This is a genomic window from Sphingobium sp. DC-2, from assembly GCF_000722555.1.
Taxonomy (GTDB): domain Bacteria; phylum Pseudomonadota; class Alphaproteobacteria; order Sphingomonadales; family Sphingomonadaceae; genus Sphingobium; species Sphingobium quisquiliarum.
This window is the reverse complement of record NZ_JNAC01000067.1, coordinates 1-21,233: the sequence shown is the minus strand read 5'-3', so window position 1 is coordinate 21,233 and position 21,233 is coordinate 1. Positions and strand designations below refer to the sequence as shown.

The following is a 21,233-nucleotide window of genomic DNA, read 5'->3' as shown; positions in this document are numbered from 1 at the left end:
GATTGGTTGGGTAAGCGCGAAGTCAGTGCGTCGGCGCGCGCCACTCGAAGCGGCCGACGCCTTCCTCATCGGTCCAGAGCGGGACCGCTCGGCCGATGACGAAGCTTGCGGGGATGGGTCCGAAGTAACGGCCGTCCAGGCTGTCGCGGACATCCCAATTCATGAGGAAGATTTCGCCGGGCGCGATGACGCGGCAGCCCTGCCAGGCGGGCAGTTCACGGCCGATCCGGTCGCGCTCCAGCGCCTCGCCCATCTCGATCCCGTCAACCGTGATCGTGCGGCCGGCGCGGCAAACCCGCTGCCCTGGAAGGCCGACGACGCGCTTCAACAACGGCACGCCGCGTCCGACATAGCCGCGCTGCACCATGAAGGCGGCGAGCGGTTCGGGCGGCATGACCGCGACCAGCTCGGGCACCTCGATCCGGTCGGCCGGCTCGACGGTGTAGAAGCCTACCGGCGCGCTGGCCGTGGCGTTCCAAATGAGTTTCGTCGGCGTCTCGATGGCGCTTGCGACGGCAACGCCCATCGCGGCCAGCGCCGTGACGGCGAGATAGCGGCGGCGCGTCACGGGTCGATCCTCCGACGCCCAATCCACGCCGCATGTCGTTCCGGCGTGTAGTCGCTCGGCTCCAGATTGGCGGCTAGGCGGTTGTGCGCGTGTCGCCAGTAGTCCGGCGACACGTCGGCCGGGTCGAGGCCCAGCGCCTCCACGGCGTCGATGACGGCAAGTGCGCGCTGCACTTTCGGCCAGCCGTCCAGGCGTAACAGGATGTCGCCCCCAGGCCGGACGAAGGGCAATGTCTGGAACGGCTCGCCCCGACCGGTGGCCCGCGCGATGTCGATGCGTGAAATGATCGTGCCGTGCTCGCCGGCCGCCCAGCGGACGAAGGCGAAGATGTTGTTCGGCGCGAAGCCGACGACGCTTCGGCGACGGTCGATGATCTGTTCGTAGCTCTTGCGGCCGAAGCGTATCCAGTGCTCGACCTTGCGTTTCTCGAAAGTCAATTCGACAAGCGTGGTGAAGGGCGCGGGTCCGTCCGGCAGCGGACGGTCGTGCGCGCTGCGATGGGCGCGACGGGTCATTGTTCGTCTCCGGTGATGGCTTGGGGGTTGCGCGGGCGCACCGCGTCGAGGGCGGGCGTCATGGTTCGCCTCGCTCGGCGGCACCGGCACCACGCCTCGCGTGTGCGCGCGTCAAAGAAGAAAAGTTAGATTCTCTGTTAGACTCTAAGTTAGCGGTCGGATTGCGCGTTTCAGGCCAAAGCGTTAGCTGGGGTTCATGCGCCTGATCTGCCGATAGGGTTGCGCCTGATGTGCCGATACCCCGTGCGCCTGATGTGCCGATGGCATTCACACCGTTATCAACAGGCACTGTGGACAGGTTTACCGGGCGGATGCGAAGCAGCTCACGGCCGTCTTCCCGCTCGATCTGGAGTCGATAGCCAGGAAGCGGCTGGCGGGCCGCGATGCGGCGCAAGTCGAGCGCGAAATCGGACGGCCGTGCGAGGCTGCCGGATTTCTGATGAAGGTGCGCAAACTCGAACAGCCAGCCATGGCGCTGGCGGCCGGCGTGCTTACGGGCGACGCGGTAAAGCCAACGCTCGATGCCGCCTGTCAGCCGGAAATAGGCCGGGTCGATGGTCAGGACCAACGAGCGGTCGATGACGCTGTTGTAGAACCATTCGGGCAGGACAAATTCCATGCCCTCGACGCGGCCGGCGCGCGTCGTCATTTCCTCCCACTCGTTGATCCATGAAAATTGCCGGCGACGCCAATGCGGGCCGTTGCGGATGGTAGTGGCGATGACGGTCGATTGCAGTCGCGCGAGCGCGGCTTTCAGGAGCAGGTATTGATGGTTGCCGGTCGGCCGCCCGATGGCGCGCAGTAGATGGTAAGGCGTGAAGCGGACGAAGCGTGACGTGGTGAGGCCGTTGTTTTCGGCCGCGACGATCTGCGAGGCCGCCCATATCAGCACGTCGGCGTCCCATATGGTCGCCATGCCGTGCTCGGGCATCCCGAACACCTGCACCTCGACATCGGCGGCTTTGTAGAAAATCGGCTTGGTGCGCGGCGTCTTCGCCAGGGAGAAGAACGGCCGCTCCATCAAATCGCGCTGGTCGCGCGGTGCGGCGTCGCCGGTCGCGACCACGAAGGGGTCGAGTCGGCTGCGTTCGCTGGCGTCGGCCGGCTGCGCGGGGCTATGGTCGTCCTCGCGCAACATTCAGCAATCGCCCAGCTCTTTGGGCGTGAGCGGGCGCGCGGGAAAAACCGTGCCGGCGTTCTTGTCGCGCGTGGATTTGCGGGTGCCGACTGCGCTCCAGGCTTCAAGGTCGCGGACGGTGTAGAGGACGCGGCCGCCAATCTTGCGATAGGTCGGGCCGGTGCCGTATGTGCGATGCTTCTCAAGGGTGCGGACGGACAGGCCGAGAAAGCGCGCGGCTTCCTGTGTGCGAAGCAGGCGCGGCGGCAGGTCCGCATTGCGGCGGATGGCCATAAGATCACCTCTGGTTCGTCGGTTGATGTGGCCGCCGAAAACTTCGGCGGGCTGTGGCGAACCATGGCGAGGGATCGGCGGCGCGTAGCGTGCCGCATTTGCGTCTATGCGCTGACGGCACCCCTGCGGGAGCGACGGCAAGCTGAAAAGACGATGGATTTCAGCGCGTCATTGCCTGTCGCCCTGATTAGGGAAAGACATCCCGGCGCGGTTCGGCTAGACATGGAAGTGGAGCAGACGCGCTGCTCCGGGGCGTCGAAACCCCTGGTTAGCGGTTGGTGCCGGCCGTGACGGCACCGAACTCCTTGACCTTATGGTCGGGGAGCCTGTGGCGTATACAACAGGCTCTCCGAGCTAAAGGCCATAGGGCCGTCTAACCACGGTTTCGAACTCCCCGATCACCAAGAGTCAGAGAGAATCGTTTGCGGGGGCGCACCGCAAACAAACCCTCTCGGACACGGGGAACGGCCATGCGAGTGCCTGTCGAACTCGATCCCGATGTGGACGACGAAGCGCCAGCGGGAAACGACATAACGCCTTATGACGAACGGCATTACGTCACCTATTTGCGCCTTCTCGACGCGAAGGCCGAAGGGGCGGACTGGATGGAAGTCGCGCGAATCGTGCTGCATCGCGATCCGGTCGGCGATGAAGCGCGGACGCGGCAATGCTGGGAAAGCCACCTTGCCCGCGCCCAATGGCTTTCACGCGAAGGCTATCGGCGAATCTTGGAACAGGCGGTCGCGGCCGGACGCTGACCATTGCCGGCACTTCGCTAAGCGGGCCGTTTGATCGGATAGTGCAGCAATAGGCGGTAGCCGCCCCTCATCATTCTCAGGCCGTGCGCGACCAATCGGCGGGCCTGGTTCTTGCGGGGGTCGGCTTCCCAATCCTCCTTGGTCCCGCGAAAGCCAAGCAGGACTTCCGCGATGGTGCGATAGCTTTCGCCTCGCAAGCGGGCGTCGAGCGCGCGCAGGGACAGGATATGAAACTTGCGGAGCTGCGCCGGCATGGTGCGGAAGTCCGCGCCGGGCGCTCGCCCATTGAGGGACCGCCAAAGTCGGCGGGCGGCATGGGCGCGAAGCTCCATGAAAGAATCCATCGGAAGGGATACGGCATAGAAGGCCGCTACGTCGGGCACGGCCTGGGGCAGCCAGAATTGATGCGCGACGCCATCCACATTCCAGATGCCATGCCACCCATCCGCCGCGTGCCGTAGGTCGAGGTCGGACAGGTGCGCCAGCGTCACTATAGGTTCCGTCGCCCCGTCACGGTGCTGCACCGGGGACAAGAGAACCGCTTGCGGCTGGAGACTTGGAATCCAGAACAGGGATTGCCGATCAGGCGGCGTTTCGGGATCGCACGGGAAATCGCAAACCCCAACGCTGCGAGAATCCATCAAGCTGGTCGCCGGCTGGCTCCTTCACCTGGGATATTGTTTGGAAGTCGCGATGATAGTCCTCATGGCGACGAAGATACTCCCAGGCGAAACCGGCGGGGGGAATAGCTTTCGCGTGCCCGTAAGCCGCCGGCGCACGCCAATCAATGCTAAGCATGGCGTCACCTCCCTATGCCGGGCGGCGCAGGGCAACGCCCGGATAGAGAGTTTCCGAAATCGCCAACACTGGATATAGCTGGAGTTATACGGAATGTTGTTCGTGCAGGCCGCACATTTATAGTTATTTTCTTCTTAACAACATTTCTGTGATTTTACTAGTCTGCGAGGTCGTGCGTGTTGCCTTGCCCGCTGGCGCAGGCAAGGCAACCCAAGTCTCACCTGTTGGAAAAAATATGCACCTCGTCACGAGCGGTTTCTATCGTGAAGAACTCGCCGCCCATTTCGGCGTCGCGGGCCATTGCCTCCCAATCGACATAGTAGCGTAGGGCTTCGGGGATCGTGACGCTCTCGGCGGTCAGCTCCTCCATATAGTCCGCAAGGCTGGTGAACTGGCCGTCATAGCAGTCCTGCAAGGTGCTCTCGGCCTGGTCGATGTCGCCTATGAACTGCTCCAGCAATCCAGCGCCTAGCGCGCCATGCTCGGCGATGAAAGCACCCATCCGCGCCACGCTCTCGATGCCGGCATATTCCTTGATAATGACGCCCTCAAAACCTTCATAGTCGTGGATGGCATAATCCTCCGCGCCCTTGATCGGCGAGCGCGCAAGCATCGCGGCAATCTCGTCCCTGATCTCGTCGGCGTCCTGATCCGCGTCGATCCAGGCACCATGCAGATAGCCGTTGTTGTAGGCTGCGAGGCAGGCGACATAGATGCGGGGATTGCTGTCGGTTGCGCTGGTCATGTCTCTGTTCCTTCGGGTGTTGGGTTCAGAGCAGCGAAGCGCCGCTCCTGAACCCTTGCCCGGCGGCGAGCCACGGGTAGCAAGGCGCAGGAGAAGTCTTTGGCACCGTGGAATAAATGGAGGGGACCCGCTTGCGGGGAGCGGGCCGTTTATGCCGCGAAAGGGCAAAGAGTTTTCTTGCGCCGCGCGAGGGCAACGCCCTTAGCAATCTCTCGAAAAAGAAAATCAGCAGGCCGGACTACCATGCGTCCGGTTCTCCATATTTCCAGGCGGTAGGTGTCGAACGACGCGGCGACAGCCGCGCCGACCCGGAGGTGAACGCGCTTCCAAATTGCGCCGTAGTGAGCCGGAGGGTCGCCAGTGACAAAGCCCCGGCGTTTTAGCGCCGGGTCAATTTGATATTACGCCGTTGGATTAGCGAACGGGCGTGGGTCCGCTGGCCGAAGGTGCTGCCAGTCGCAGCAAGGCCGAAATCCCGACAAAGCCGCCACCGATGATGCAGAAGATTTGCCGCCAGATTTCGGACGGGACCGATTCCTTGGTGACGCCGTGGACCAGCGCATAGCCGGCCACGGCAGCGGGTGCAGCGAAGATCAGCGCCACAGCGAGGCGCAGGATCGGGGAGCGTAGCGAGTCAAAGAGAAGCGCCAGGACGCCGAAGGCTGCACCGGCCGCGACCAACCCGACCAAGCCTGCGCCGATCAAGCCGGAGCCGGTCTGATAGGCGAACTGCGCAGCCGTCAATCCGAGCATGAAGGGCAGCGCATAGACCGCGAGCGTATAGGCTGCGACGCAAAGCATTGCGATCAATACAACGCTCATTATCATTACGACGGCCATGGCTCTGCTCCTTTACGACTGGCGCGGTTCGCTCTTTCTTGCTCCTTCGCGTGGCGATGCGCCTATGATGACGGTCCTCGTTTATTCTGTCGACCGTGAACATGGCTTTCTCGCGCAAGCCGGCGAAACAAGCGTGATTAAACAGAAGCGGCCGGAAACCTGCTGAGATTTCAGCAGATTCCGGCCGATTTTCATGGTTCATTTTGGAGGGCTATGGAGTAAACGTAGTGCTCATCGGTATCCCGCACGTCCCGCCAACACTTTTTCTTCTTATCGCCACATGCGCCCATAAGGCCCGGATTTCCGGGCTTTTTGCGCGTGCAGTTTGTCCACTCCGGTCCTTGTTTGTTCTCATGTAGCCTGTCTGCCATATGGGCTGTTCTATGGTATGCGATTCGGGGAATATGGTATGGGCGCGCTGACGGACGCGAAGGTGCGGAATGCCAAGGCAGCTGGGAAAGCCTATAAGCTGACGGATGGGGGGCAGCTGTACCTGCATGTTTCCACCGCCGGGGGCCGCACTTGGCGGATGAATTACCAGTTCGGACGAAACGCCCAGGGCAATCCGATCCGAAAGACACTGACGATCGGCATCTATCCCGCGATCTCATTGAAGGATGCCCGCGACGCGCGTGACGTCGCCAAGACGTTGCTGGCAAAGGGAAACGAGCCAAAGCCGGAAGATTTGTTTCAGCGCGCCGCCCCAGCGGAAGACACAAGGCCCACCTTTGAGGCTCTCGGACGCGAGTGGCACGATCTGCAGAAGGGGAGATGGTCGAAGGTCCATGCCAAAGACGTGCTGGACAACCTGGTAAACGAGGTCTTCTCCCAGATCGGTGCTATGCCGATCGTCAAGATCGATGCGCCGAGGGTGTTCCAGCTGCTGCGTGGCATCGCCGAGCGTGGGGCCGTCGAGACGGCGCACCGGACGCGGCAGAGGATCAGCGCCATCTTCGTCTATGCGATAGCCACCGGGCGCGCGTCTGCCGATCCGGCGGCCAGCCTGTCCATAGCCTTGCCCAAGAAGCCGAAGGCGAGGCTGCAGCCTGCGGTCACGGCGCTGATCGACCTTCGCCAGCTGATCATCAATTGTGATGCGGAGCGCTGCCGCGCGCCTACCAAATTGGCATTGCGGCTGATCGCCCTGACAGCTGTTCGCCCGAACGAACTGCACAATGCGCGCCGGATGGAGTTCGAGGGTCTGGACAGGCCGGAACCGCTCTGGCGCATCCCGGCGCATCGGATGAAAGGCGACAAAGAACGGAAAGCCGAGATGGAGGGTGACCATCTTGTGCCGCTTGCCCCGCAGGCCGTGGCGGTCATAAATGCGATGCGCCCTTTGACGGGAGATTGGGAGCTGGTGTTCCCAACTGATCGGCATCCGCACAAGCCCATGAGCGAGAACACGCTCCGCGCGCTGCTGATCAGGGCGGGCTATCATCAGCGGCATGTGCCCCATGGCTTCCGATCCGCGTTCTCCACGATCATGAATGAACGGGTGGAGCGGCAATGGCGGGAGAGCGGGCACACCGGCGCGTCGCCAGATCGGGCCATCATCGACCTGATGCTTGCCCATGTGCCGCAAGGCGTGTCAGGCTCCGAGGGCGACTATAACCGAGCCGCCTATATGCCCCGGCGGCGGGAATTGGCCTGTGAGTGGGCCGAGATCCTGCTGGGCGACATGTGGCCGCCGCAGATCCACATCGGACAGCCGATCCGATGGGCAGCTACCGGGCCGGGTAGGCCCGGTTGATAGGGGTCACGCGCGCTTGGAAATCCAAGCGTCCACCTCGCTTTCGATCCATCGGGAACAGCGCGTCCCTAGGTTCCTCGGCGCTGGGAACTCGTTGCGACCGATCAGGACATAGATGTAGGAGCGGGACAGCGCCGTGCGGGCAATGACATCCCCGATCCGCAGAAATCGTTCATGTTGAGGGTTTGTCATGCGGCAAGCCTTCGGAGATAGTGTTCTATATCAATTTGGGAGCGCTCAAGCACCGCGGCATATCGAGCGCGCTCAAGAGGGCGGGTCGTAACGGCGACTTGGTCGCGGACGTTCCGTCGAAGCTGTCCACTTCCGCCTTTCCGCACAAGGCGATCCGCCTAGCGGTGTTGACGCGGCCGACATGACACAATCCGCCCCTGCGGTGCGCGACCGATGCCCAATCGGCCATCGTGCCCAGCTTCCAATCCGTGTCGCCGCCGACAAAAACGCCGACACGGGGAGAAAGGAAACGTTCGACCAGGGCGGGATCAAAGCCATTCTGAACCGCGATCATCAACCGAACTCGCCGAATTACAGGCCAGCGCTGCATCCTACGAAGCCAAGCCCGCGACAGTTGCCAGCTGAGTTCTCCGCCCATAACGACATCGGGGATCACGATGAAATCGGCGGTGGGGCCGTACCGCTGAACTGCTGCCACGAACCGGCGGAGATCGGGGACGGGAGTGGTTCGCTCGCCACGCCGGAATGCCTGAAAGCAATGCCATGCGCCGCTGTCGAGCGCATGGTTCAATCCGGCAAGGATCGGGCCGCCACGGTCATAGGGCGAAACCATCCAGCGCCAGTTCGCCGCCTTGATTTCAGCAATGTTCCGGCGGGTGTTGGTCCGGGACGCATAGGCGATCAAGGTTGCACCGCCTTTCTGTCCGCGTCGGTGAGGGTCCAGAGAGCATAATGGCCCGGGGCGGTGTATCCGTTGGCGATGAAGCCCCGGCGCTGGAGCCGGCGGAGCATGTTGCGGGCTTGGGGCAAACAGCGGCGTCCGACGACCAGGCCACACGATGAAGCGATGGCGACGGTGGTCGCACGACCGCCGGTAGCCAAGAAGGTCAACGCGGTATGATCGATCAGGGAAATCTTGCGGTTCAACGGCTTTCTCCCTTGCTCTTGACGCGCTTCTGTCGGGGTGGCTGCGCGCCGATGCTCTTGAGGGCGGTGGCGATCGGCACGAAGGTCAGGGGGCCGAAGCGCCGCGACTGCGCTTGCCACTCACGAACTTCATCGGGAGAGCGGGTGGTCAGGACCAGCGCGTCACCAGCTGGGAAGCGCTGCCCCATGCAGGCCCCGTCATCCACGATGGTCGAGACGCCGTGGAATCGAGCGAGCGTCGCGGCGTTGGTGGTTTTGCCAGATCCCGGCGGCCCGTGAATTACAACTATGGTCAACGCTTTTCTCCCTTGGCGCTGCCGAGGGCGCCAGCGATGATGAAGGGGATCGCCAGCAGGGCGGCTACGATGAGGAAGGCTTTGGCGATGCCTCTGATCATGATCTGTCTCCGGTGATGCGATCAGCGATGGCTCTGGGCGAGTTAGAGGAGAGGACGCGGCGCGCTTCGAGGCAGTTGGCCGACCAGGCGCGGATCTGGCCCGACGCCCATGTCTGGCTGATCGCGTCACGAAGGGGCTTGGGCACCTGAAACCAGTGCGGCCTGCACATCAGGATGCCGCGACGGACCGGGGCGTCACACCCCGGCGCATCGCACGTCCGCATCGGACGCTTCTTGCGGGCCGCCATTAAAATGGAACCCGATCGAAATCACCGCGGCGAAGGGCTTCGCGGCAGTTCGCCGGGCCAGCATCGTCAACCAACTCCATCAACAGGCTGATCGTCTCTGCTGTCAGATATCCTGACGATCTCTCCAAGATACGGAGCGTCCTTTCAGCGCGGATATCGGCGGTGGCGCATGTCCAATGCTCATAGCCGGGCGCCGATCCCAGTTCGCTGGGCTCCTGGGCGGCGGTTGCCACCGTGGGCTTCTTGTGAGCCGCCATTATTCGATGCCCAGGGCGGATTTGTAGGTGTCGACGATCGATTCATGCTCAAGCCGATAATGGCGCTCCATCTTCCGCATCTTGACGATGTCGCGCATGGCTTTGGTGTCGTAGCCATTGGCTTTCGCCTCCAAATAGACGTCCTTGATGTCGTCCGCGATTCCCTTCTTCTCTTCCTCCAGGCGCTCGATGCGCTCGATGAAAAGGCGGAGTTGGTCAGCAGCTGCATTTCCTTCGGACATGGAAAAATCCTTCAGTTCTTGATGGCGGCCGCGACAAGCGGGCCGAAGATGGCGATGATGATGGCGGCGGCGATCGCGGCGGCGGTGATGAGGGCGCGAACCCGGATCGAGGTTTCGGCGAGGCGTTCTGCCAGCGGGCGGCAGCGGTCGCACCGGCACGTCGCGGCATGGATGGCGGCGGGGCGGCGCATCAGCCGATGACCTTCTTGCGGTCCAGCTGCTCGCAGCGGGTGCAAAGATCGGGATCCGCTTCCGACCAAGTGACGTCATTGCCGTTTGTGTCGTATTGGGTGGTCCACTGATCCCAACCGCAGGCGAGGCAGATGCGGGGGTGCTGATCGGGCGGCGTGTCGCAAAGCTGGCGATAGACGTCGACGTTGAAGCTGTAGGCGCGCGACATGTCTGCGCCGAAGAAATGCTGCTGCATCCGATAGCCGACGGTTTCCAGCTCCGCGATGTTTCGTTCGACGTCGGCCTGATGTTCGCGACGCTTCCAGTAGTGGGCCGCCGCCTGGGCGATGGTGATGCAGGCGGCCTTGCGCCGCATGCGGACATAGTCCCAGGGCATGACGACGGGCCGCGCTGGTTTGTCTTCGTCCAGCATGGCAAGAAGAGAGGGAATGCTACGCATTTTGGTCCTTTCGCTGTCAGGATTTTTTGGCGACGGCCCGCGATGGATCGTGGAAGATCCAGCAACGGACAGAGCCGATGTCGTTTCGGGAATTGACGGTGGCCGCCTGCTCGATGAAGCGGCGCGCCTTCGAGGTTTTGAGCGCACGGATCATTTCCGTGTGGCTGGGCAGCTGCAGCCGCTTCTCTGCGCAGCGAGTCTCCATCTCGTTGAGGCGGACTGCGATCAGGCCTTCTTCCCACCGGCGATGGTGGTTGATGTGGCCGGTCAGCGCCTTTGGATCTTCATTCTCTTCGAGATAGTCGAACCGCTCCCAGAACAGGCTGACGATCGGATCTTCGCTGTTCACAGCAAGCTGGCGATCGGTGGCCATCTGGACGATGAAGCGGGCGGTTTCGGCCTGCTGCTGATCGGACAGGGGCACGACCGCGCGGATCGCGTCGAGAAAGGCGAGCAGCTGGCCGTGAGTCTTGGCAAGGCGGTTGGTGCGGATCGACGGCAGGGCCAGCAGTTCGCCTTCATACTGGGCGAAGGCCTGGCGGAAGCGGCCCATGATCTCCTGCTCCCGCCGAGCGGCATGGACAATGAAGCCGGAGATCGTGGCTGGCTTCCTCCCGGCGGTCGCCCTCGATCAGCACGACGGGTAGGTTGCCGACCTCACCGAGGTTGCGGGCCATGGCCGCCGGAGTTGCCTTGGCAGGGTCGAAGCCTTCATAATTCTCGCGGCCGAGCAGCTTCCACAGGAACTCGATCAGCGTCGTCTTGCCGGTGCCGGGCAGGCCGTGCATTTCGAGGAAGGGAAAGGATTTCATTTCGCCGCGGACTTGCTCTGCGAAGAGCGAGGCGAAGTAGAAGGTCAGGCAGGTGATGCCCTTCGCGCCATAGGCGGTCCACAGATCCGGCAACCAACTGGTGTCAAGCTGGTCGGGGTCATAGTCGATATCCAGCAGCCGCTCGGACGTGCCGAGTTTCAGCGCCTGTTTTCCGATCTGGAAAAACTCGTTGTCGTTGGGCTTGTAGACCCGCCCGCCAGCGACGGCATATTGGCCGAAGACATAGGCCTGTGCGTCGCGACAATAGCCGGTGAAGCCGAGGGGGCGGACGTCGGGCAGGTCGGGCGTCTGCTGTTGCAGGATGCGGGTCAGCTGATGGGCGCTGCCGGTCCAGACGCCGCCGAAAGCAAACAGCCGGTCCTCGAAATTGGAGGCCTTGCGCAACTGGGCGGCGGTGAAATCGCCCTTGACCGAGGGGCGCTTGCCGCTGGGGAAGGATATGTTGAGGAAGAACTTGGTTTCGTCGGTTGCCTCGTCCCGCTGCCGATAGAGGACGCGGAATGCACAGTTGGCGATTTCCTCGACCATCAGGGCCTCGCGGGAAGCCTTGGCGCGGATTTCAGCCTCAGCGTTCGGGTCGATATCGTCCAGCTTCCGCGTGCAGCTTTTGCGATATTCCTCGATCTTCTCCTGCACCACCGCGACGTCGATCGCGCACCAATAGGTCCGATTCCCGAAGGTGAAGTGGAAGCTGTTCCAGCGGTGCTTTTCCCAAATCAGGAAAGCCTTTTCCTGTGCATTCGCAGCCAGTAGCACCTTGCCGAACCACAGATATTCGGCGCGATGCTCGGCCGTGAGCCGCTCGAGCCCCAGCAGATCGTTCCAGTCCAATATCTTGCCGGTGTCGTCCTCGCCGCAGGGCTGGGCGGCGGTCGCCTTCCATCCCTGCTCGATCGCCAGTTTCACATGCTGGCGGCTCGCGCTGGTTCCTGCGCCGCCGCCATCATAGGCAAAGACCAGCTTGGGCGAACGGGTGGGCTTGTCCTCGCGCGACGAATGGCAAGCCACGGCGTGCCGCCCGAACCGTCAGGTCTGACCGAGAAGACTGCCGCCAAATGGGCGACATTCATCGTCAATCAGCGGCAGAGGCAGCAAGAGCCGCCCCAAATCGTCGATCGAAAACGAGATCGGCAATCCGTGCCATTGGAAACGCGCAAGGCGACAGGCGCAGCCGTGCAATCCAATGTTGCGCAACGTCGGAAAGAGGCGGCTGCGGCTCGACCTGATCCGGCATCGCAGTCGTTTGGTTGCAATGATTATTATTCGGAAGTTGGTGAAGAGGGAGAGCATGGCCGCATCATTCGAACCGGTTGGAACCAAGGTCCACTGATGTTCGAATATGCTGATTATCACGGCGAGTTGACAGTTCGTACGATCCACAAATGGGTTGAATATCCTCAATATATACAGGGTTGGTGCGAAGATAAGGGAGATACGCGCACCTTCCGAAAGAACCGGGTGCAAACTTGGTTTGGGGGAACCGAGGCCATGTTGCGCGGTCCGAAGGGCCGGAGCAGGCTGTAAGGCACTATGTTGCGACTCCTGTCCCGCATTTGGAATTACCGCACGGACAGCCTGTGGGTCTGGGTTCCTTTATGGGCCTTCGCGCTGCTGCTGTTCGGCGGCTTCCTGATCTGATCAGGGCCGCGTCCATCTTCACCTCAGTATCACTTCCGGTCCTTTTTTGCATCTACAAAAACCATTGCATCTTACAATATTTGTATCTACATAAACTGCATGGAAATCGAGTTCGACCCCGCCAAGGATGCCGCCAACATCGAAAAGCATGGCATTTCCCTTGAGCGGGCCGCCGATCTCGAATTGCTGGCTTACGTCGATGACAGCCGTTTCGAGGAACCGCGGTTCCGCCTTTATGGCCTGATCGACGGCTTGGCCCACTGCGTCGCTGGGACAGATCGGGGCGGAAAGGTCCGCGTCATCAGCCTGCGCCGCGCCCATGCAAAGGAGATGAAGCGCTATGTCTGACGAACGCCCCGTCATTTTCGATGACGATAATCCCGAATGGACCGCCGCCGATTTCGCGCGCGCCAAGCGTGGTGACGACATTCCCGCCCATATCCGCGCCGCCTTCCCTAAATCGAAGGGTGGACGCCCGCGCGGGTCGAACAAGGAACAGGTGTCGCTGCGGATCGACAAGGATGTGCTGGAGCGGTTCCGCGCTGAGGGGCCGGGATGGCAATCGCGGATCAATGAACGATTGAGGTCAGTACCCCTAGGAACACAATTTGAACCCAACCCCGAAGCATTCAAGGTGGCAGCATGAGTGAAAAGATAAACGTATCGGCCGAGGATGGGGCAACAGCAGCGTTTCTTTCGGTCCTTGCCTTGTCACAAGCCCTGGCACGGAAGGGGCTGCTGACGGGTGATGATCTGAACGAAGCCTTCGCGACTGCTGCGTCGATGTGCCGCGCAAATGGCAGCGAGGATGCTGCGCGAATGATAGAGGTGAGCGTGCCCAGCAGCGTCGGTATCGACATCATCGCTCTTGCGGAGGCAAGGGGTGAAACCATTCACCGTAAGGGCTAAGGCGCGGTCTCCATCTTCACATCGGTTGTGAAGCCGCCCGCCTTGTCGAGGAGGTGCGTCACTTCCGAGATCAGCCATGTGGCCGCGTCGATCTCATCTTTATAGCCGCTGACCTTTACGCGCGCTTCGGGGATGGCATCAGCGCGGCCCAGCGCCAGCTTCATGTCCAGCGTGGCAGGGGCACGCTTTAGCCGGTCGCGCTCCGCAATGGCGGCGCGCTTCGCCGACGCCTCATCAGGATAGACCTTGCGCAGCTTCTTCGCCCCATCGGCCTTGCCCACGGTGAAGGTCTGCCGTTTCGCCCCCTTCTTGTCGTGCCAGCTGGCCGTCACGCCTTCCTGACCGTCCCGCTTCTGCCGCTGCCAGTTGTGACGATCGCCATCAGTGCGGCGAATCGTGAGGGTCGGCAGCGCCTTGCCGCTGGTCGTGGTGCCCGCGCCCTTGCGCGCGAAGATCAGATGCTTGTCCTTGATCGTCGCCACCGCGTCATTCTCGCGACCAAGGCGGCGCAGGAAGGCGATGTCGCTTTCCCGGCTCTGGCTGATGGACGGCAGCGCGATCGACGCAAGATCGGACGCCATTTTGAGCGTCAGGCCATTGCGGCCCGCGACATCTTTCAGCACCGTGCCCAGCGTCGTGTTCTTCCAGCTCTGTTCCCGCCGGTTGCGGATCTGGCTGGTGAAGTCGGCGGCGCGGGCCTTGATCGTGATTTGATCGGGCGGCCCGCCGTGCGACACGTCGTCCACCTTGAAACTGCCCTTGTCGATCAGCCCCGGCGGCAACGTCCGCGCCCTGTTTCCAGCCCAGCTGCACCTTCAGCACCGCGCCTTCCTTTGGAATCCCCAGCATGCCGTCCGTGTCGTTGAGCACAATATCCAGCTGGTCGGCTTCATCGCCGCGCTTTTCCGACAGGGAGAGAGAAACGAGGCGGGGGCGCAGCCGGTCCGACAGATCCTTGCCGTCCAGCGTCACGCGCCAATCCGCGATGTTGTTGATCTTCTCGCTCATGCCGATGCCTGGGCGTTGTTGGCGGCTGCTGGATCGTCCACGCGCAGCAGATCTATGCCGAAGTCGATCCGGCGCGCGCGGCCATCGGACATTAGGAAGGCGTGGCGCTCATCCAGTGCCGTGATGACGAAATTGCCATAGACGGTGCCGCTGCCATCGACCAAGGGCAGCACCTCGCCGTCGTCCGCCATGCTGCGCAGATCATCGAGCGAGACGCGCCCGTCCGCAATCTCGGCATAGACTGCCCCCGAAAGACTGATCGTCTCATCGCCGGGGCCGGTGAACTGCACCGCGTCCCGCGCGCCCATGCGCGGGGATTTGGCGTGTTGCCAGTCCGTTTTCCGCTGCATTTCATCATAGGGCAGCGTCCCGATCTCAAACAGGAACATGCCCAGCGCCATCAGGTGCATAGCCGTTACTCCGCCATCCAATCATATTTGCGCTCAGATGGCACCGCCGCGTCCGCGTCATGAAACAAGGCGTAGCGCGTTGCGCTTTCGGCCATATTCTCAATGTTCCTGCGATCAGCAGGGGTGAGTTCGACCATGAGCGGGCGTCCGGGGCCTGCCTCAAACCACTGATCTCCGACTTTCACTCGCATCTGGGTTCTCCCTTATTCGTCGGCGAATCCACGCCCGCGCCGCTCGCGCTCGATCTGCTCGATCGCCTCGCGGACCTGCTCGGCGATGTCCTGCGCGTTCCCGCCACTGGCGTTGATGGTGATATTGTAGGTCGCCTGTTGGATCGGCGCGGGCGCTGCTGCTGTCGCTTCCAGCGCGCTGGCGGGGACTTGAGCAGCCAAAGGCGAGGCGGTGGCGATCGCCACGCCGCCCGCGCCTACGGCCAGCGCGCGGGTCATCTGGCCCGACAGATCGGTGATACGCGCCAGCGGGCCGGACGCGTTGGCCGCAAGCCCCTGATCAAGACCAGCCATCACGAAGCCGCCCAGCCCGGCAAAGACGCGCGATGGCGAGTGGATGCCCAGCTTTTCCTTGAACCAATTTGCAACCGAACTGGCGGCATTGACGATGGTCGATTTCAACGCGCCCAACATGCCGGTGACCCCGTTGATCAGCCCTTGGATCATATATCCGCCGATCTGCGACAGTCGGGCGGGCACATCGAAGCCGAGCCAGTTCAACAGCGCGGCGATCCGCCGTAGAGCAGGCCCATGGGTGAGAAGTTGACGAGGAAGGCCGTAATTCCCGCGATGCCGCCCGAAAAATAGCCAGTGATCTCCGACCATATGCCGCCCAGCCAAGCGGTAATGCCGCCCCAATTCGCGTAGATGAGATAGGCTCCCGCCGCCAAAGCACCGATGCCGAGGACGACGCCCGCAGCGATCCCGATCAGGGGCAGCAAGCCGATGCCGAGCAGGGTCGCCGCAGCAGATAAAGCGGCGAACGGCGCAACGAGGGTGGCCAGCACGATAGCCCCGCCGCCTACGACGATGAATAGCGCGGCCAGAACCCCGGCGGCCACGGCTGCGGCGCGCGTCAGGTTAGGGTGACGCTCAGCGACGGCGGCGATGCTCGATCCCCATTTTGAGAAGCGATCCGAAATGTCGCCCACCATGGGCCGCAGCTGATCGCCCACGGTGGTCGACAGATTCTTGGCTTGGATCTGGAGCCGCTTCACCTTTTCGGCGTCGTCGTTCATGCGATCGGCGAAGTCGGTGTTTACTGTGCCGTTGGCGGCCATCGCATCGTCGCGGATCGACTGATATTCGGAGAATGCCGACATGAGCGGGCGCAATGCCTGCTGGACCTGCATGTCCCCGAACAGGCTGGAAAGTTTGGCCTGATCGCCGCCGGTCGCCTTCTGGGTCAGCCGCACGATCTCTTCGATCGGGCTGCGCCCTTCTTTGGCCGCCTTTCTCATGGCGGCGGGTACGTCGATGCCGAATTTGGCGAAGTTTTTTGCGGTATCCCCCGCGTTGATCTTCGACAGGAGATTAGTCAGGTTGGTGGCAGCCCCTGCGGAATCGCCAGCGCCCTTGCGCACGATCTGGAGCGCGGCGGCCAGATCTGCAACAGCGGGAATGCCGGTTGCTTTCAGGCTCTGCATATTGGCCGTCAGTTCCGGGAAATATTGCGCCATGTCCTTCACTTCGAAGGCACCGCTTTTGCCCGCCTGCGCCATGACGTCGATCGCCTTGGCAGTCTGATTGATCGGCACCTTGAGATTGTCATGCGCTGCGAAGGATGCCTTGCCGAGATCATCAATCTCAGCCTTGTAGGCGGTAGCGGCGCGCCCGATCGGCGTCATCATGTTCACAGCATCACGCGCACCAAGGCCGAAGCCCGTCAGGGTATCTACGCCCTTTTGCAGATCCGCGGGGAATTGATTTATCGAAAGAGCGGCCTTCTGCAATTCGAGGCCCATCAGGCGGCCCGCCTCGCGGCTCTGGTTCACCTTCTGGTTGATGTCGGTCATGACCGACTGGAATTCCATGGAGCCTTCCACGGCGACCATAAGCGGTGCCGCGATGGCCATGCCGGTACCGATCGACGCCATGCCGCCCGCAGCGAGGCCCGTTGCCGTGCCCTGCAATTGCGAGAATTTGCCCTGCGCCTCTGAAAAACGCCGTGCGCGATCCGTCACTTGCTGGAGCCGACGTTCCTGCGCGCGCAGCTGATCGGTGGTTTCCGCCACTTCGGACCGGAGCCGACGTTCACCGGCCACAAGATCCCGCGTCGAGACGCCAGCAGCCGAAAGACGGCCCCTCAGTTCCTGCAATCGGGCGGACTGTTGCTGATGCTGGGTGGAGAGGTTCGCTGATTCCCGGCGCGCGTGTCAAATTCCGTGCGCAGCTTCTTCGTCGGATTTTCCGTCTGCGCCAGTTCGCGGCCCAAGCGCGCGGACCGCGCCTGCGCCTCGGCCATTTTCCGCTCTGTTTCCGATAAGCCGACCTTCAGCTGACGGAATTCGCCGACCGACGCCTGCGCCGCCTCCAGATCCTTGAGACGGTCGCGGGTCGTTTTCAGTGCCTGGGCGAGACGGCTGCTACCGGCGGCGGCTTCGCGCATCGGGCGGGTCAGCCGGTCCGCGCCTTCCATTAGCACGCGAATTCGAAGGTTTCTGTCGGACATCAGCGTTTCCCGCGCTTGCCGGTGCTTTCAGGGGGACGGGAGCGCTTTTCGGCCATGGCGCGCCAGCCCATCAATTCAGAGAGAGACATGCTGTCCATGGCGGGTGGCGGCCAGTGAAACACGACCGCCAGATCCGCCATGACTTCCTCTACCCGTTCGGGGAGAGCGCCGCCTTTGCCGCCTTCGGCAGCAAAAAATCCATGACTTCGCTGCCTAGCTGGATCAGGTCGGACGGATGGAGCGCGGCGACTCCGGCTTGGTGAGCGGCGGAATCGTGATGCGCGGCAACAGGGTTTCGAGCGCGCCATAGTCGAGGTTGAGCAGCGCAGACAGCGAGAGGCCGCGTAGTTCGCCGCCATGGGGCATCCTGACCTGCACGGTGTCGATGGTCTGATCGCCGCGAGCGATCGGCGCGTCGAGGGTCACAGAGCGGAGTTCGGGTTCGTTCATGATCGTTTCCAGAGGTTAAAGGGAGAGAGGGCGGCCCGGCGGCGATGCCGGGCCGATAGATCAGAACATGCCGATCGAGGCGCGCAGTTCGGCGCTGCGATCCACGCCGCCAACGATCTCGATCATGTTTATCGGGTCGATCTCAATTTCCGTGCGCCCGTTCCAGACCAGCTTGTAATAGGCCAGCGCCATGGTGATCTTCGATTCACCGACCTCGCCGACTTCCTGATCGCCCATTTCGATCTCGGAAAAGCGACCGCGCACGATGACCTCGATCGTATCGATCGCGCTGCTGTCGTCCGTCTGGTAGGAGCCGGAGAAGCGGAGATAGACGCCGTCCACCGTGGGGGTGCCCCACTGGCGCAAAACGTCGCGGACCGAACCGCCGAAGGTGGCGGTCAGTTCCATGGCCTCCATGCCCATGTCGATCTGGACCGGCCCGCCCATGCCGCCGCCGCGATATTCCTCCATCTTGCGGGTCAGGGTGGGAAGCGTGATGGTCTTGGCCTCGCCGCCATAGGCGAAGCCTTCGTTATAGAAATTCATGTTCTTGAGGATGCGGGGCAGTCCCATCGCTGGCTCCTATGATTGAAGGGATGAAGGGGGCTGGATCAGACCGTCTCGGCGAGCTGGCTCGCAAAGTCGGCGAAATAGCTGTCCGTGATGCGCTGGTTGAAGCCCAGATCTTCCAGCGGCGGCGGCACGGTGTAGTCATAGTCGATGCGCAGCTTGCCCGCCTTGAGGCTGGCCGTGCTGTTGTTCGCCTCATCAAACCATGCATTTGCGCCGAGGATGATCCCCTGCGCCTTCAACTGGCGGAAGAAGCCGTTGATGGTCTCGATGATGTCCTTCGCCAGCGCAGGCGTCAGGGGCTTGTCGATCGCCCACATCATGCCGCTGACGATCGTGTCCGCCAGCAGCTGCGCGACGCGGACGGTGCTTTCGAAGGCGAACAGGCTTCCCGCCTCCGCCGTGGTGCGGTTGCCCCAGAAGCGATAGCCGGTGTCCGTGCGGACAAGGGCTGTCACTTCCTTGGCGTTGAGCAGCCCGGCTTCGCTGGCCGCATCCTCAATATCCCAATGGATATCCTTCGTCAGGCCGACGACGCCCTGCACGGCAACGTTCGAGAGCGTCTTGTGCGGGCCGGTCTGCGTGTCGATCAGGGCGCGCAGGCCCATCGCACGGGCAGCGGCATAGCTGGTGACGTTGGCGTTGCTGGCCGTGTCCCAGGCGAGGAAATCAGGCATCAGCAGCATCAGTTCGCGCGCGCTGAAATTGGCGCGGTAGAGGATGGCGGCTGCGACCGTCTCGCCGATCGCGCGGGCATAAGCGAAGCCGCGCAGCTTCTGCGCCACCACAGCCAGCGCCGTGGTAACTGCCTGCGTTTCGAGGCCGGGAGTGCCGAGGATCTTCGGCTTGACGCCCAGCTGCGCCTGCGCAGCCAGCAGCGCCTGCATGCCGGTCTTCTGGCCGTTGGCATCCGTGGTGCCGATGACGTTGCTGGCGGTCTCGGCAGCATCCGCGCCTTCCTCGACCCGAACCACGACGACGACGGGGCGGGTCTGGTCGGCAATGGCGCGCAGGGCGTTCGCCAGCGTGCCATCCACGCCCGCATCGCCGATTGCCGCCTCCACGTCTGTGATCAGCGCGGGGCGGTCGAGCGGGAACACGTCGGCGTCCGCGTCGGAGGCCGTGGCAACCAAGCCGATGATGGCAGTGGAGACGGCGGTCAGCGTGCGAGCGCCGGTCTCGATTTCGGTAACAGTGATACCATGCTTGAAGGGCATAACAGGCTCCTTGGGCTAAAGAGAGAGAGGCAGGACGAGGCGAGTGCGGGCATTCGCGGCGGCGGTGTCGGTCCGCTCCGCGTCGATGATGATGGTGGCCGCTCCGGGGCGCTGCCCGGCGGCGAGGCTGACCCGGCGCAGGCGCAGCCGGTCTTCGTTCCGGGAGATAGCCACAGCCGACGCCGCATAGACCCTCAGGATGTTCGCCGGGGTCATGGGCTGGTCGATCAGTTCCGGCAGCAGCGAGCCATATTCGCGGCGGCCCGCGCGCGTGCCGATCGGCGTCGAGAGAATATCCGCAACCGACTGCTTGATATGTTCGAGGCCGTCCAGCACCGCCCCGGAAGATCGCGCCATGCCCGCCATCAGACCGGTGCTCCGGTCTGGGCAGCGCCTGCCTGCACGCCACCATGCTTGTGGCCCTTGAGGCTCTTGCCCCCGCCAACGACGTCATCCGAGGCAGTAAGCTTGCCTTCGACGTTGAGATTGCCGGTCCACTTTGTCCCGCCGGGTGCATCCACGGTCATCGTGCCGCCTGCAGGTAGCGTTATGGCAAGGGCGTGCGTTGCATGATTGTAACTGAACGACGCGCCATCGGGCATACTGATCTGGATGACGTCCGGATCGTTGGAAGGCGCTGGGTTGGCGTCGGAATAGAGGCCGACCACAACCAGCCCATTTTCCAGATCGCCTTCGGGGGAAAGGACGACGCACTGTTCCCCGACAGAGGGCGGCGACCAAATACGCGCCGCGCCCGCGCGCTGGGCCACCCACGGCAGTTCGCCCGTGGTCAGTTCGCCCAGCGTGACGGTGCAGGTGGCATTCGCATAATCGACCGATGCGATGACGCCATACTGGATCGCCTCGCCGACCTGCTGTTCGGGATCTTGGGTGTTCGCCATGCGCGGACCATGACGCGCGCGCTCCATCCTTTCGCGCCCCTGCATTTGGACAGAAAGCTGTCCAAATACAGGGCATTGCCGATCAGCCTCCTTCAGCTGGGGCATGGCGGAGATGGGTGGATTTGAGACGGGCAGCTTACCGCCAGATTCACTCGATAGCGGTTACCGCTGGTTGAAGTATGCCCTACGAGCCTCGCGATAGACGCTTTCATCGACCTTGATTGAAGCAGTACCATTACGGTTCGACCAACTTGACAGGCATGACCAAGCCTTGTCGGTGGTACTGAACCGCGCCGGGTTTGCCGGAGGCTGGTTGGTTTGAGTCACGCCGC

The 21,233-nt window shown here is 62.6% G+C and carries 37 protein-coding genes; 7 read left to right on the top strand and 30 right to left on the bottom strand.

Annotated elements, in window-relative coordinates; translation table 11 throughout:
- Positions 1 to 22 precede the first annotated feature (22 nt).
- Genes ET21_RS0115025 through ET21_RS0115010 form a run of 4 tightly spaced genes read right to left on the bottom strand, consistent with a single transcriptional unit; the run spans position 23 to position 2,494 of the window.
- Positions 23 to 568 carry a S26 family signal peptidase gene (locus ET21_RS0115025; RefSeq protein ID WP_030540322.1) on the bottom strand — a complete coding sequence of 182 codons (546 nt, stop codon included), beginning with the start codon at positions 566 to 568 and terminating at the stop codon, positions 23 to 25.
- Positions 565 to 1,083, bottom strand: a complete 519-nt coding sequence (locus tag ET21_RS0115020; RefSeq protein WP_030540321.1) for a DUF2840 domain-containing protein — start codon at positions 1,081 to 1,083, stop codon at positions 565 to 567. Before ET21_RS0115020 ends, ET21_RS0115025 begins: the two co-directional genes overlap by 4 nt.
- Before the next feature lie 58 nt (positions 1,084 to 1,141).
- Complete coding sequence (locus ET21_RS0115015) at positions 1,142 to 2,221, bottom strand: replication initiator protein A (protein ID WP_030540320.1); 1,080 nt, start codon at positions 2,219 to 2,221, stop codon at positions 1,142 to 1,144.
- Positions 2,222 to 2,494, bottom strand: a complete 273-nt coding sequence (locus ET21_RS0115010) for an AlpA family transcriptional regulator (RefSeq protein WP_003052294.1) — start codon at positions 2,492 to 2,494, stop codon at positions 2,222 to 2,224.
- A 470-nt stretch (positions 2,495 to 2,964) separates the two neighbouring features.
- Between ET21_RS0115010 and ET21_RS0115005 the strand changes: the two genes are divergently transcribed.
- The gene (locus tag ET21_RS0115005) at positions 2,965 to 3,252 is read left to right on the top strand and encodes a DUF2285 domain-containing protein (protein WP_030540319.1); all 288 of its coding nucleotides are present in this window, start codon (positions 2,965 to 2,967) and stop codon (positions 3,250 to 3,252) included.
- A 17-nt stretch (positions 3,253 to 3,269) separates the two neighbouring features.
- Here ET21_RS0115005 and ET21_RS0115000 read toward each other — a convergent pair whose 3' ends face one another.
- The 4 genes from ET21_RS0115000 to ET21_RS0114990 form a co-directional block, all read right to left on the bottom strand.
- On the bottom strand, positions 3,270 to 3,743 hold the full coding sequence (locus ET21_RS0115000; RefSeq protein WP_237751575.1) for a DUF2285 domain-containing protein: 474 nt from the start codon (positions 3,741 to 3,743) through the stop codon (positions 3,270 to 3,272).
- A 91-nt stretch (positions 3,744 to 3,834) separates the two neighbouring features.
- Complete coding sequence (locus tag ET21_RS28905; protein ID WP_081856739.1) at positions 3,835 to 4,050, bottom strand: DUF6499 domain-containing protein; 216 nt, start codon at positions 4,048 to 4,050, stop codon at positions 3,835 to 3,837.
- Between the two features lie 217 nt (positions 4,051 to 4,267).
- Positions 4,268 to 4,795, bottom strand: a complete 528-nt coding sequence (locus ET21_RS0114995; protein WP_030540317.1) for an antirestriction protein ArdA — start codon at positions 4,793 to 4,795, stop codon at positions 4,268 to 4,270.
- Between the two features lie 414 nt (positions 4,796 to 5,209).
- The gene (locus ET21_RS0114990; RefSeq protein ID WP_202807132.1) at positions 5,210 to 5,605 is read right to left on the bottom strand and encodes a hypothetical protein; all 396 of its coding nucleotides are present in this window, start codon (positions 5,603 to 5,605) and stop codon (positions 5,210 to 5,212) included.
- A 28-nt stretch (positions 5,606 to 5,633) separates the two neighbouring features.
- On the opposite strand from ET21_RS0114990, the gene ET21_RS27740 reads away from it, so the two are divergent.
- Together ET21_RS27740 and ET21_RS0114980 are read left to right on the top strand one after the other, a co-directional pair.
- A complete protein-coding gene (locus ET21_RS27740) occupies positions 5,634 to 5,801 on the top strand; it encodes a hypothetical protein (protein ID WP_156029209.1) in 168 nt (55 codons plus the stop codon).
- A 243-nt stretch (positions 5,802 to 6,044) separates the two neighbouring features.
- Positions 6,045 to 7,388: an integrase arm-type DNA-binding domain-containing protein gene (locus tag ET21_RS0114980; protein WP_030540316.1), complete on the top strand. Its 1,344-nt coding sequence runs from the start codon at positions 6,045 to 6,047 to the stop codon at positions 7,386 to 7,388.
- Between the two features lie 6 nt (positions 7,389 to 7,394).
- On the opposite strand, the gene ET21_RS0114975 is transcribed toward ET21_RS0114980, so the two are convergent.
- From ET21_RS0114975 to ET21_RS0114925, 10 genes are all read right to left on the bottom strand, one after another.
- Positions 7,395 to 7,580, bottom strand: coding sequence for an AlpA family transcriptional regulator (locus ET21_RS0114975; RefSeq protein ID WP_030540315.1), 186 nt, complete (start codon positions 7,578 to 7,580; stop codon positions 7,395 to 7,397).
- 25 nt (positions 7,581 to 7,605) lie between these two features.
- A complete protein-coding gene (locus tag ET21_RS0114970) occupies positions 7,606 to 8,265 on the bottom strand; it encodes a hypothetical protein (RefSeq protein ID WP_051768190.1) in 660 nt (219 codons plus the stop codon).
- The gene (locus ET21_RS25985; RefSeq protein WP_037471085.1) at positions 8,262 to 8,507 is read right to left on the bottom strand and encodes a hypothetical protein; all 246 of its coding nucleotides are present in this window, start codon (positions 8,505 to 8,507) and stop codon (positions 8,262 to 8,264) included. Before ET21_RS25985 ends, ET21_RS0114970 begins: the two co-directional genes overlap by 4 nt.
- Positions 8,504 to 8,803 carry a hypothetical protein gene (locus ET21_RS0114965; RefSeq protein WP_030540313.1) on the bottom strand — a complete coding sequence of 100 codons (300 nt, stop codon included), beginning with the start codon at positions 8,801 to 8,803 and terminating at the stop codon, positions 8,504 to 8,506. Before ET21_RS0114965 ends, ET21_RS25985 begins: the two co-directional genes overlap by 4 nt.
- A gap of 97 nt (positions 8,804 to 8,900) precedes the next feature.
- On the bottom strand, positions 8,901 to 9,128 hold the full coding sequence (locus ET21_RS27735) for a hypothetical protein (RefSeq protein ID WP_156029206.1): 228 nt from the start codon (positions 9,126 to 9,128) through the stop codon (positions 8,901 to 8,903).
- Positions 9,129 to 9,408: 280 nt separating this feature from the next.
- Positions 9,409 to 9,651, bottom strand: a complete 243-nt coding sequence (locus ET21_RS0114945; protein WP_030540311.1) for a DUF2312 domain-containing protein — start codon at positions 9,649 to 9,651, stop codon at positions 9,409 to 9,411.
- An 11-nt stretch (positions 9,652 to 9,662) separates the two neighbouring features.
- The gene (locus ET21_RS0114940; RefSeq protein ID WP_030540310.1) at positions 9,663 to 9,842 is read right to left on the bottom strand and encodes a hypothetical protein; all 180 of its coding nucleotides are present in this window, start codon (positions 9,840 to 9,842) and stop codon (positions 9,663 to 9,665) included.
- A complete protein-coding gene (locus ET21_RS0114935) occupies positions 9,842 to 10,282 on the bottom strand; it encodes a hypothetical protein (protein ID WP_156029203.1) in 441 nt (146 codons plus the stop codon). Before ET21_RS0114935 ends, ET21_RS0114940 begins: the two co-directional genes overlap by 1 nt.
- 16 nt (positions 10,283 to 10,298) lie before the next feature.
- Positions 10,299 to 10,835 (bottom strand): hypothetical protein, encoded by a 537-nt coding sequence (locus ET21_RS0114930; RefSeq protein ID WP_030540308.1) that lies wholly within the window; start codon positions 10,833 to 10,835, stop codon positions 10,299 to 10,301.
- Positions 10,801 to 12,123: a hypothetical protein gene (locus ET21_RS0114925; protein ID WP_030540307.1), complete on the bottom strand. Its 1,323-nt coding sequence runs from the start codon at positions 12,121 to 12,123 to the stop codon at positions 10,801 to 10,803. Before ET21_RS0114925 ends, ET21_RS0114930 begins: the two co-directional genes overlap by 35 nt.
- 3 nt (positions 12,124 to 12,126) lie before the next feature.
- On the opposite strand from ET21_RS0114925, the gene ET21_RS27730 reads away from it, so the two are divergent.
- The 4 genes from ET21_RS27730 (at position 12,127) to ET21_RS0114900 (ending at position 13,662) form a co-directional block, all read left to right on the top strand.
- Positions 12,127 to 12,639, top strand: coding sequence for a hypothetical protein (locus tag ET21_RS27730; RefSeq protein ID WP_156029200.1), 513 nt, complete (start codon positions 12,127 to 12,129; stop codon positions 12,637 to 12,639).
- A 213-nt stretch (positions 12,640 to 12,852) separates the two neighbouring features.
- Entirely contained in the window at positions 12,853 to 13,101 is a 249-nt protein-coding gene (locus tag ET21_RS0114910; protein ID WP_030540306.1) for a BrnT family toxin, read from the top strand.
- The gene (locus tag ET21_RS0114905; RefSeq protein ID WP_051768189.1) at positions 13,094 to 13,399 is read left to right on the top strand and encodes a BrnA antitoxin family protein; all 306 of its coding nucleotides are present in this window, start codon (positions 13,094 to 13,096) and stop codon (positions 13,397 to 13,399) included. The genes ET21_RS0114910 and ET21_RS0114905 overlap by 8 nt, the downstream gene beginning before the upstream one ends.
- Complete coding sequence (locus tag ET21_RS0114900) at positions 13,396 to 13,662, top strand: hypothetical protein (protein WP_030540304.1); 267 nt, start codon at positions 13,396 to 13,398, stop codon at positions 13,660 to 13,662. Before ET21_RS0114905 ends, ET21_RS0114900 begins: the two co-directional genes overlap by 4 nt.
- Here the strand turns inward: ET21_RS0114900 and ET21_RS25975 are convergent.
- The 12 genes from ET21_RS25975 to ET21_RS0114840 all read right to left on the bottom strand — a co-directional run bounded on the left by ET21_RS25975 (position 13,659) and on the right by ET21_RS0114840 (position 20,901).
- Positions 13,659 to 14,444 carry a contractile injection system protein, VgrG/Pvc8 family gene (locus ET21_RS25975; protein ID WP_237751574.1) on the bottom strand — a complete coding sequence of 262 codons (786 nt, stop codon included), beginning with the start codon at positions 14,442 to 14,444 and terminating at the stop codon, positions 13,659 to 13,661. The genes ET21_RS0114900 and ET21_RS25975 overlap by 4 nt on opposite strands.
- Before the next feature lie 222 nt (positions 14,445 to 14,666).
- Positions 14,667 to 15,080, bottom strand: a complete 414-nt coding sequence (locus tag ET21_RS0114890; RefSeq protein ID WP_030540303.1) for a phage tail protein — start codon at positions 15,078 to 15,080, stop codon at positions 14,667 to 14,669.
- Positions 15,081 to 15,085: 5 nt separating this feature from the next.
- Positions 15,086 to 15,271: a hypothetical protein gene (locus ET21_RS27725; protein ID WP_037471078.1), complete on the bottom strand. Its 186-nt coding sequence runs from the start codon at positions 15,269 to 15,271 to the stop codon at positions 15,086 to 15,088.
- A 12-nt stretch (positions 15,272 to 15,283) separates the two neighbouring features.
- Positions 15,284 to 15,811, bottom strand: a complete 528-nt coding sequence (locus ET21_RS28545; protein WP_030540302.1) for a hypothetical protein — start codon at positions 15,809 to 15,811, stop codon at positions 15,284 to 15,286.
- On the bottom strand, positions 15,808 to 17,355 hold the full coding sequence (locus ET21_RS28540) for a phage tail tape measure protein (protein WP_237751573.1): 1,548 nt from the start codon (positions 17,353 to 17,355) through the stop codon (positions 15,808 to 15,810). Before ET21_RS28540 ends, ET21_RS28545 begins: the two co-directional genes overlap by 4 nt.
- A gap of 41 nt (positions 17,356 to 17,396) precedes the next feature.
- Positions 17,397 to 17,762: a hypothetical protein gene (locus ET21_RS28535; RefSeq protein ID WP_237751572.1), complete on the bottom strand. Its 366-nt coding sequence runs from the start codon at positions 17,760 to 17,762 to the stop codon at positions 17,397 to 17,399.
- Complete coding sequence (locus ET21_RS0114865) at positions 17,762 to 17,902, bottom strand: GpE family phage tail protein (protein WP_030540299.1); 141 nt, start codon at positions 17,900 to 17,902, stop codon at positions 17,762 to 17,764. Before ET21_RS0114865 ends, ET21_RS28535 begins: the two co-directional genes overlap by 1 nt.
- An 82-nt stretch (positions 17,903 to 17,984) precedes the next feature.
- On the bottom strand, positions 17,985 to 18,212 hold the full coding sequence (locus ET21_RS25965; protein ID WP_237751571.1) for a phage tail assembly protein: 228 nt from the start codon (positions 18,210 to 18,212) through the stop codon (positions 17,985 to 17,987).
- Positions 18,213 to 18,272: 60 nt separating this feature from the next.
- A complete protein-coding gene (locus ET21_RS0114855; RefSeq protein ID WP_030540298.1) occupies positions 18,273 to 18,785 on the bottom strand; it encodes a phage major tail tube protein in 513 nt (170 codons plus the stop codon).
- 38 nt (positions 18,786 to 18,823) lie between these two features.
- Positions 18,824 to 19,999 (bottom strand): phage tail sheath subtilisin-like domain-containing protein, encoded by a 1,176-nt coding sequence (locus tag ET21_RS0114850; protein ID WP_030540297.1) that lies wholly within the window; start codon positions 19,997 to 19,999, stop codon positions 18,824 to 18,826.
- Between the two features lie 15 nt (positions 20,000 to 20,014).
- A complete protein-coding gene (locus ET21_RS0114845; RefSeq protein ID WP_337587956.1) occupies positions 20,015 to 20,356 on the bottom strand; it encodes a GPW/gp25 family protein in 342 nt (113 codons plus the stop codon).
- An 8-nt stretch (positions 20,357 to 20,364) separates the two neighbouring features.
- On the bottom strand, positions 20,365 to 20,901 hold the full coding sequence (locus tag ET21_RS0114840) for a phage baseplate assembly protein V (RefSeq protein WP_030540295.1): 537 nt from the start codon (positions 20,899 to 20,901) through the stop codon (positions 20,365 to 20,367).
- Positions 20,902 to 21,233 lie beyond the last annotated feature (332 nt).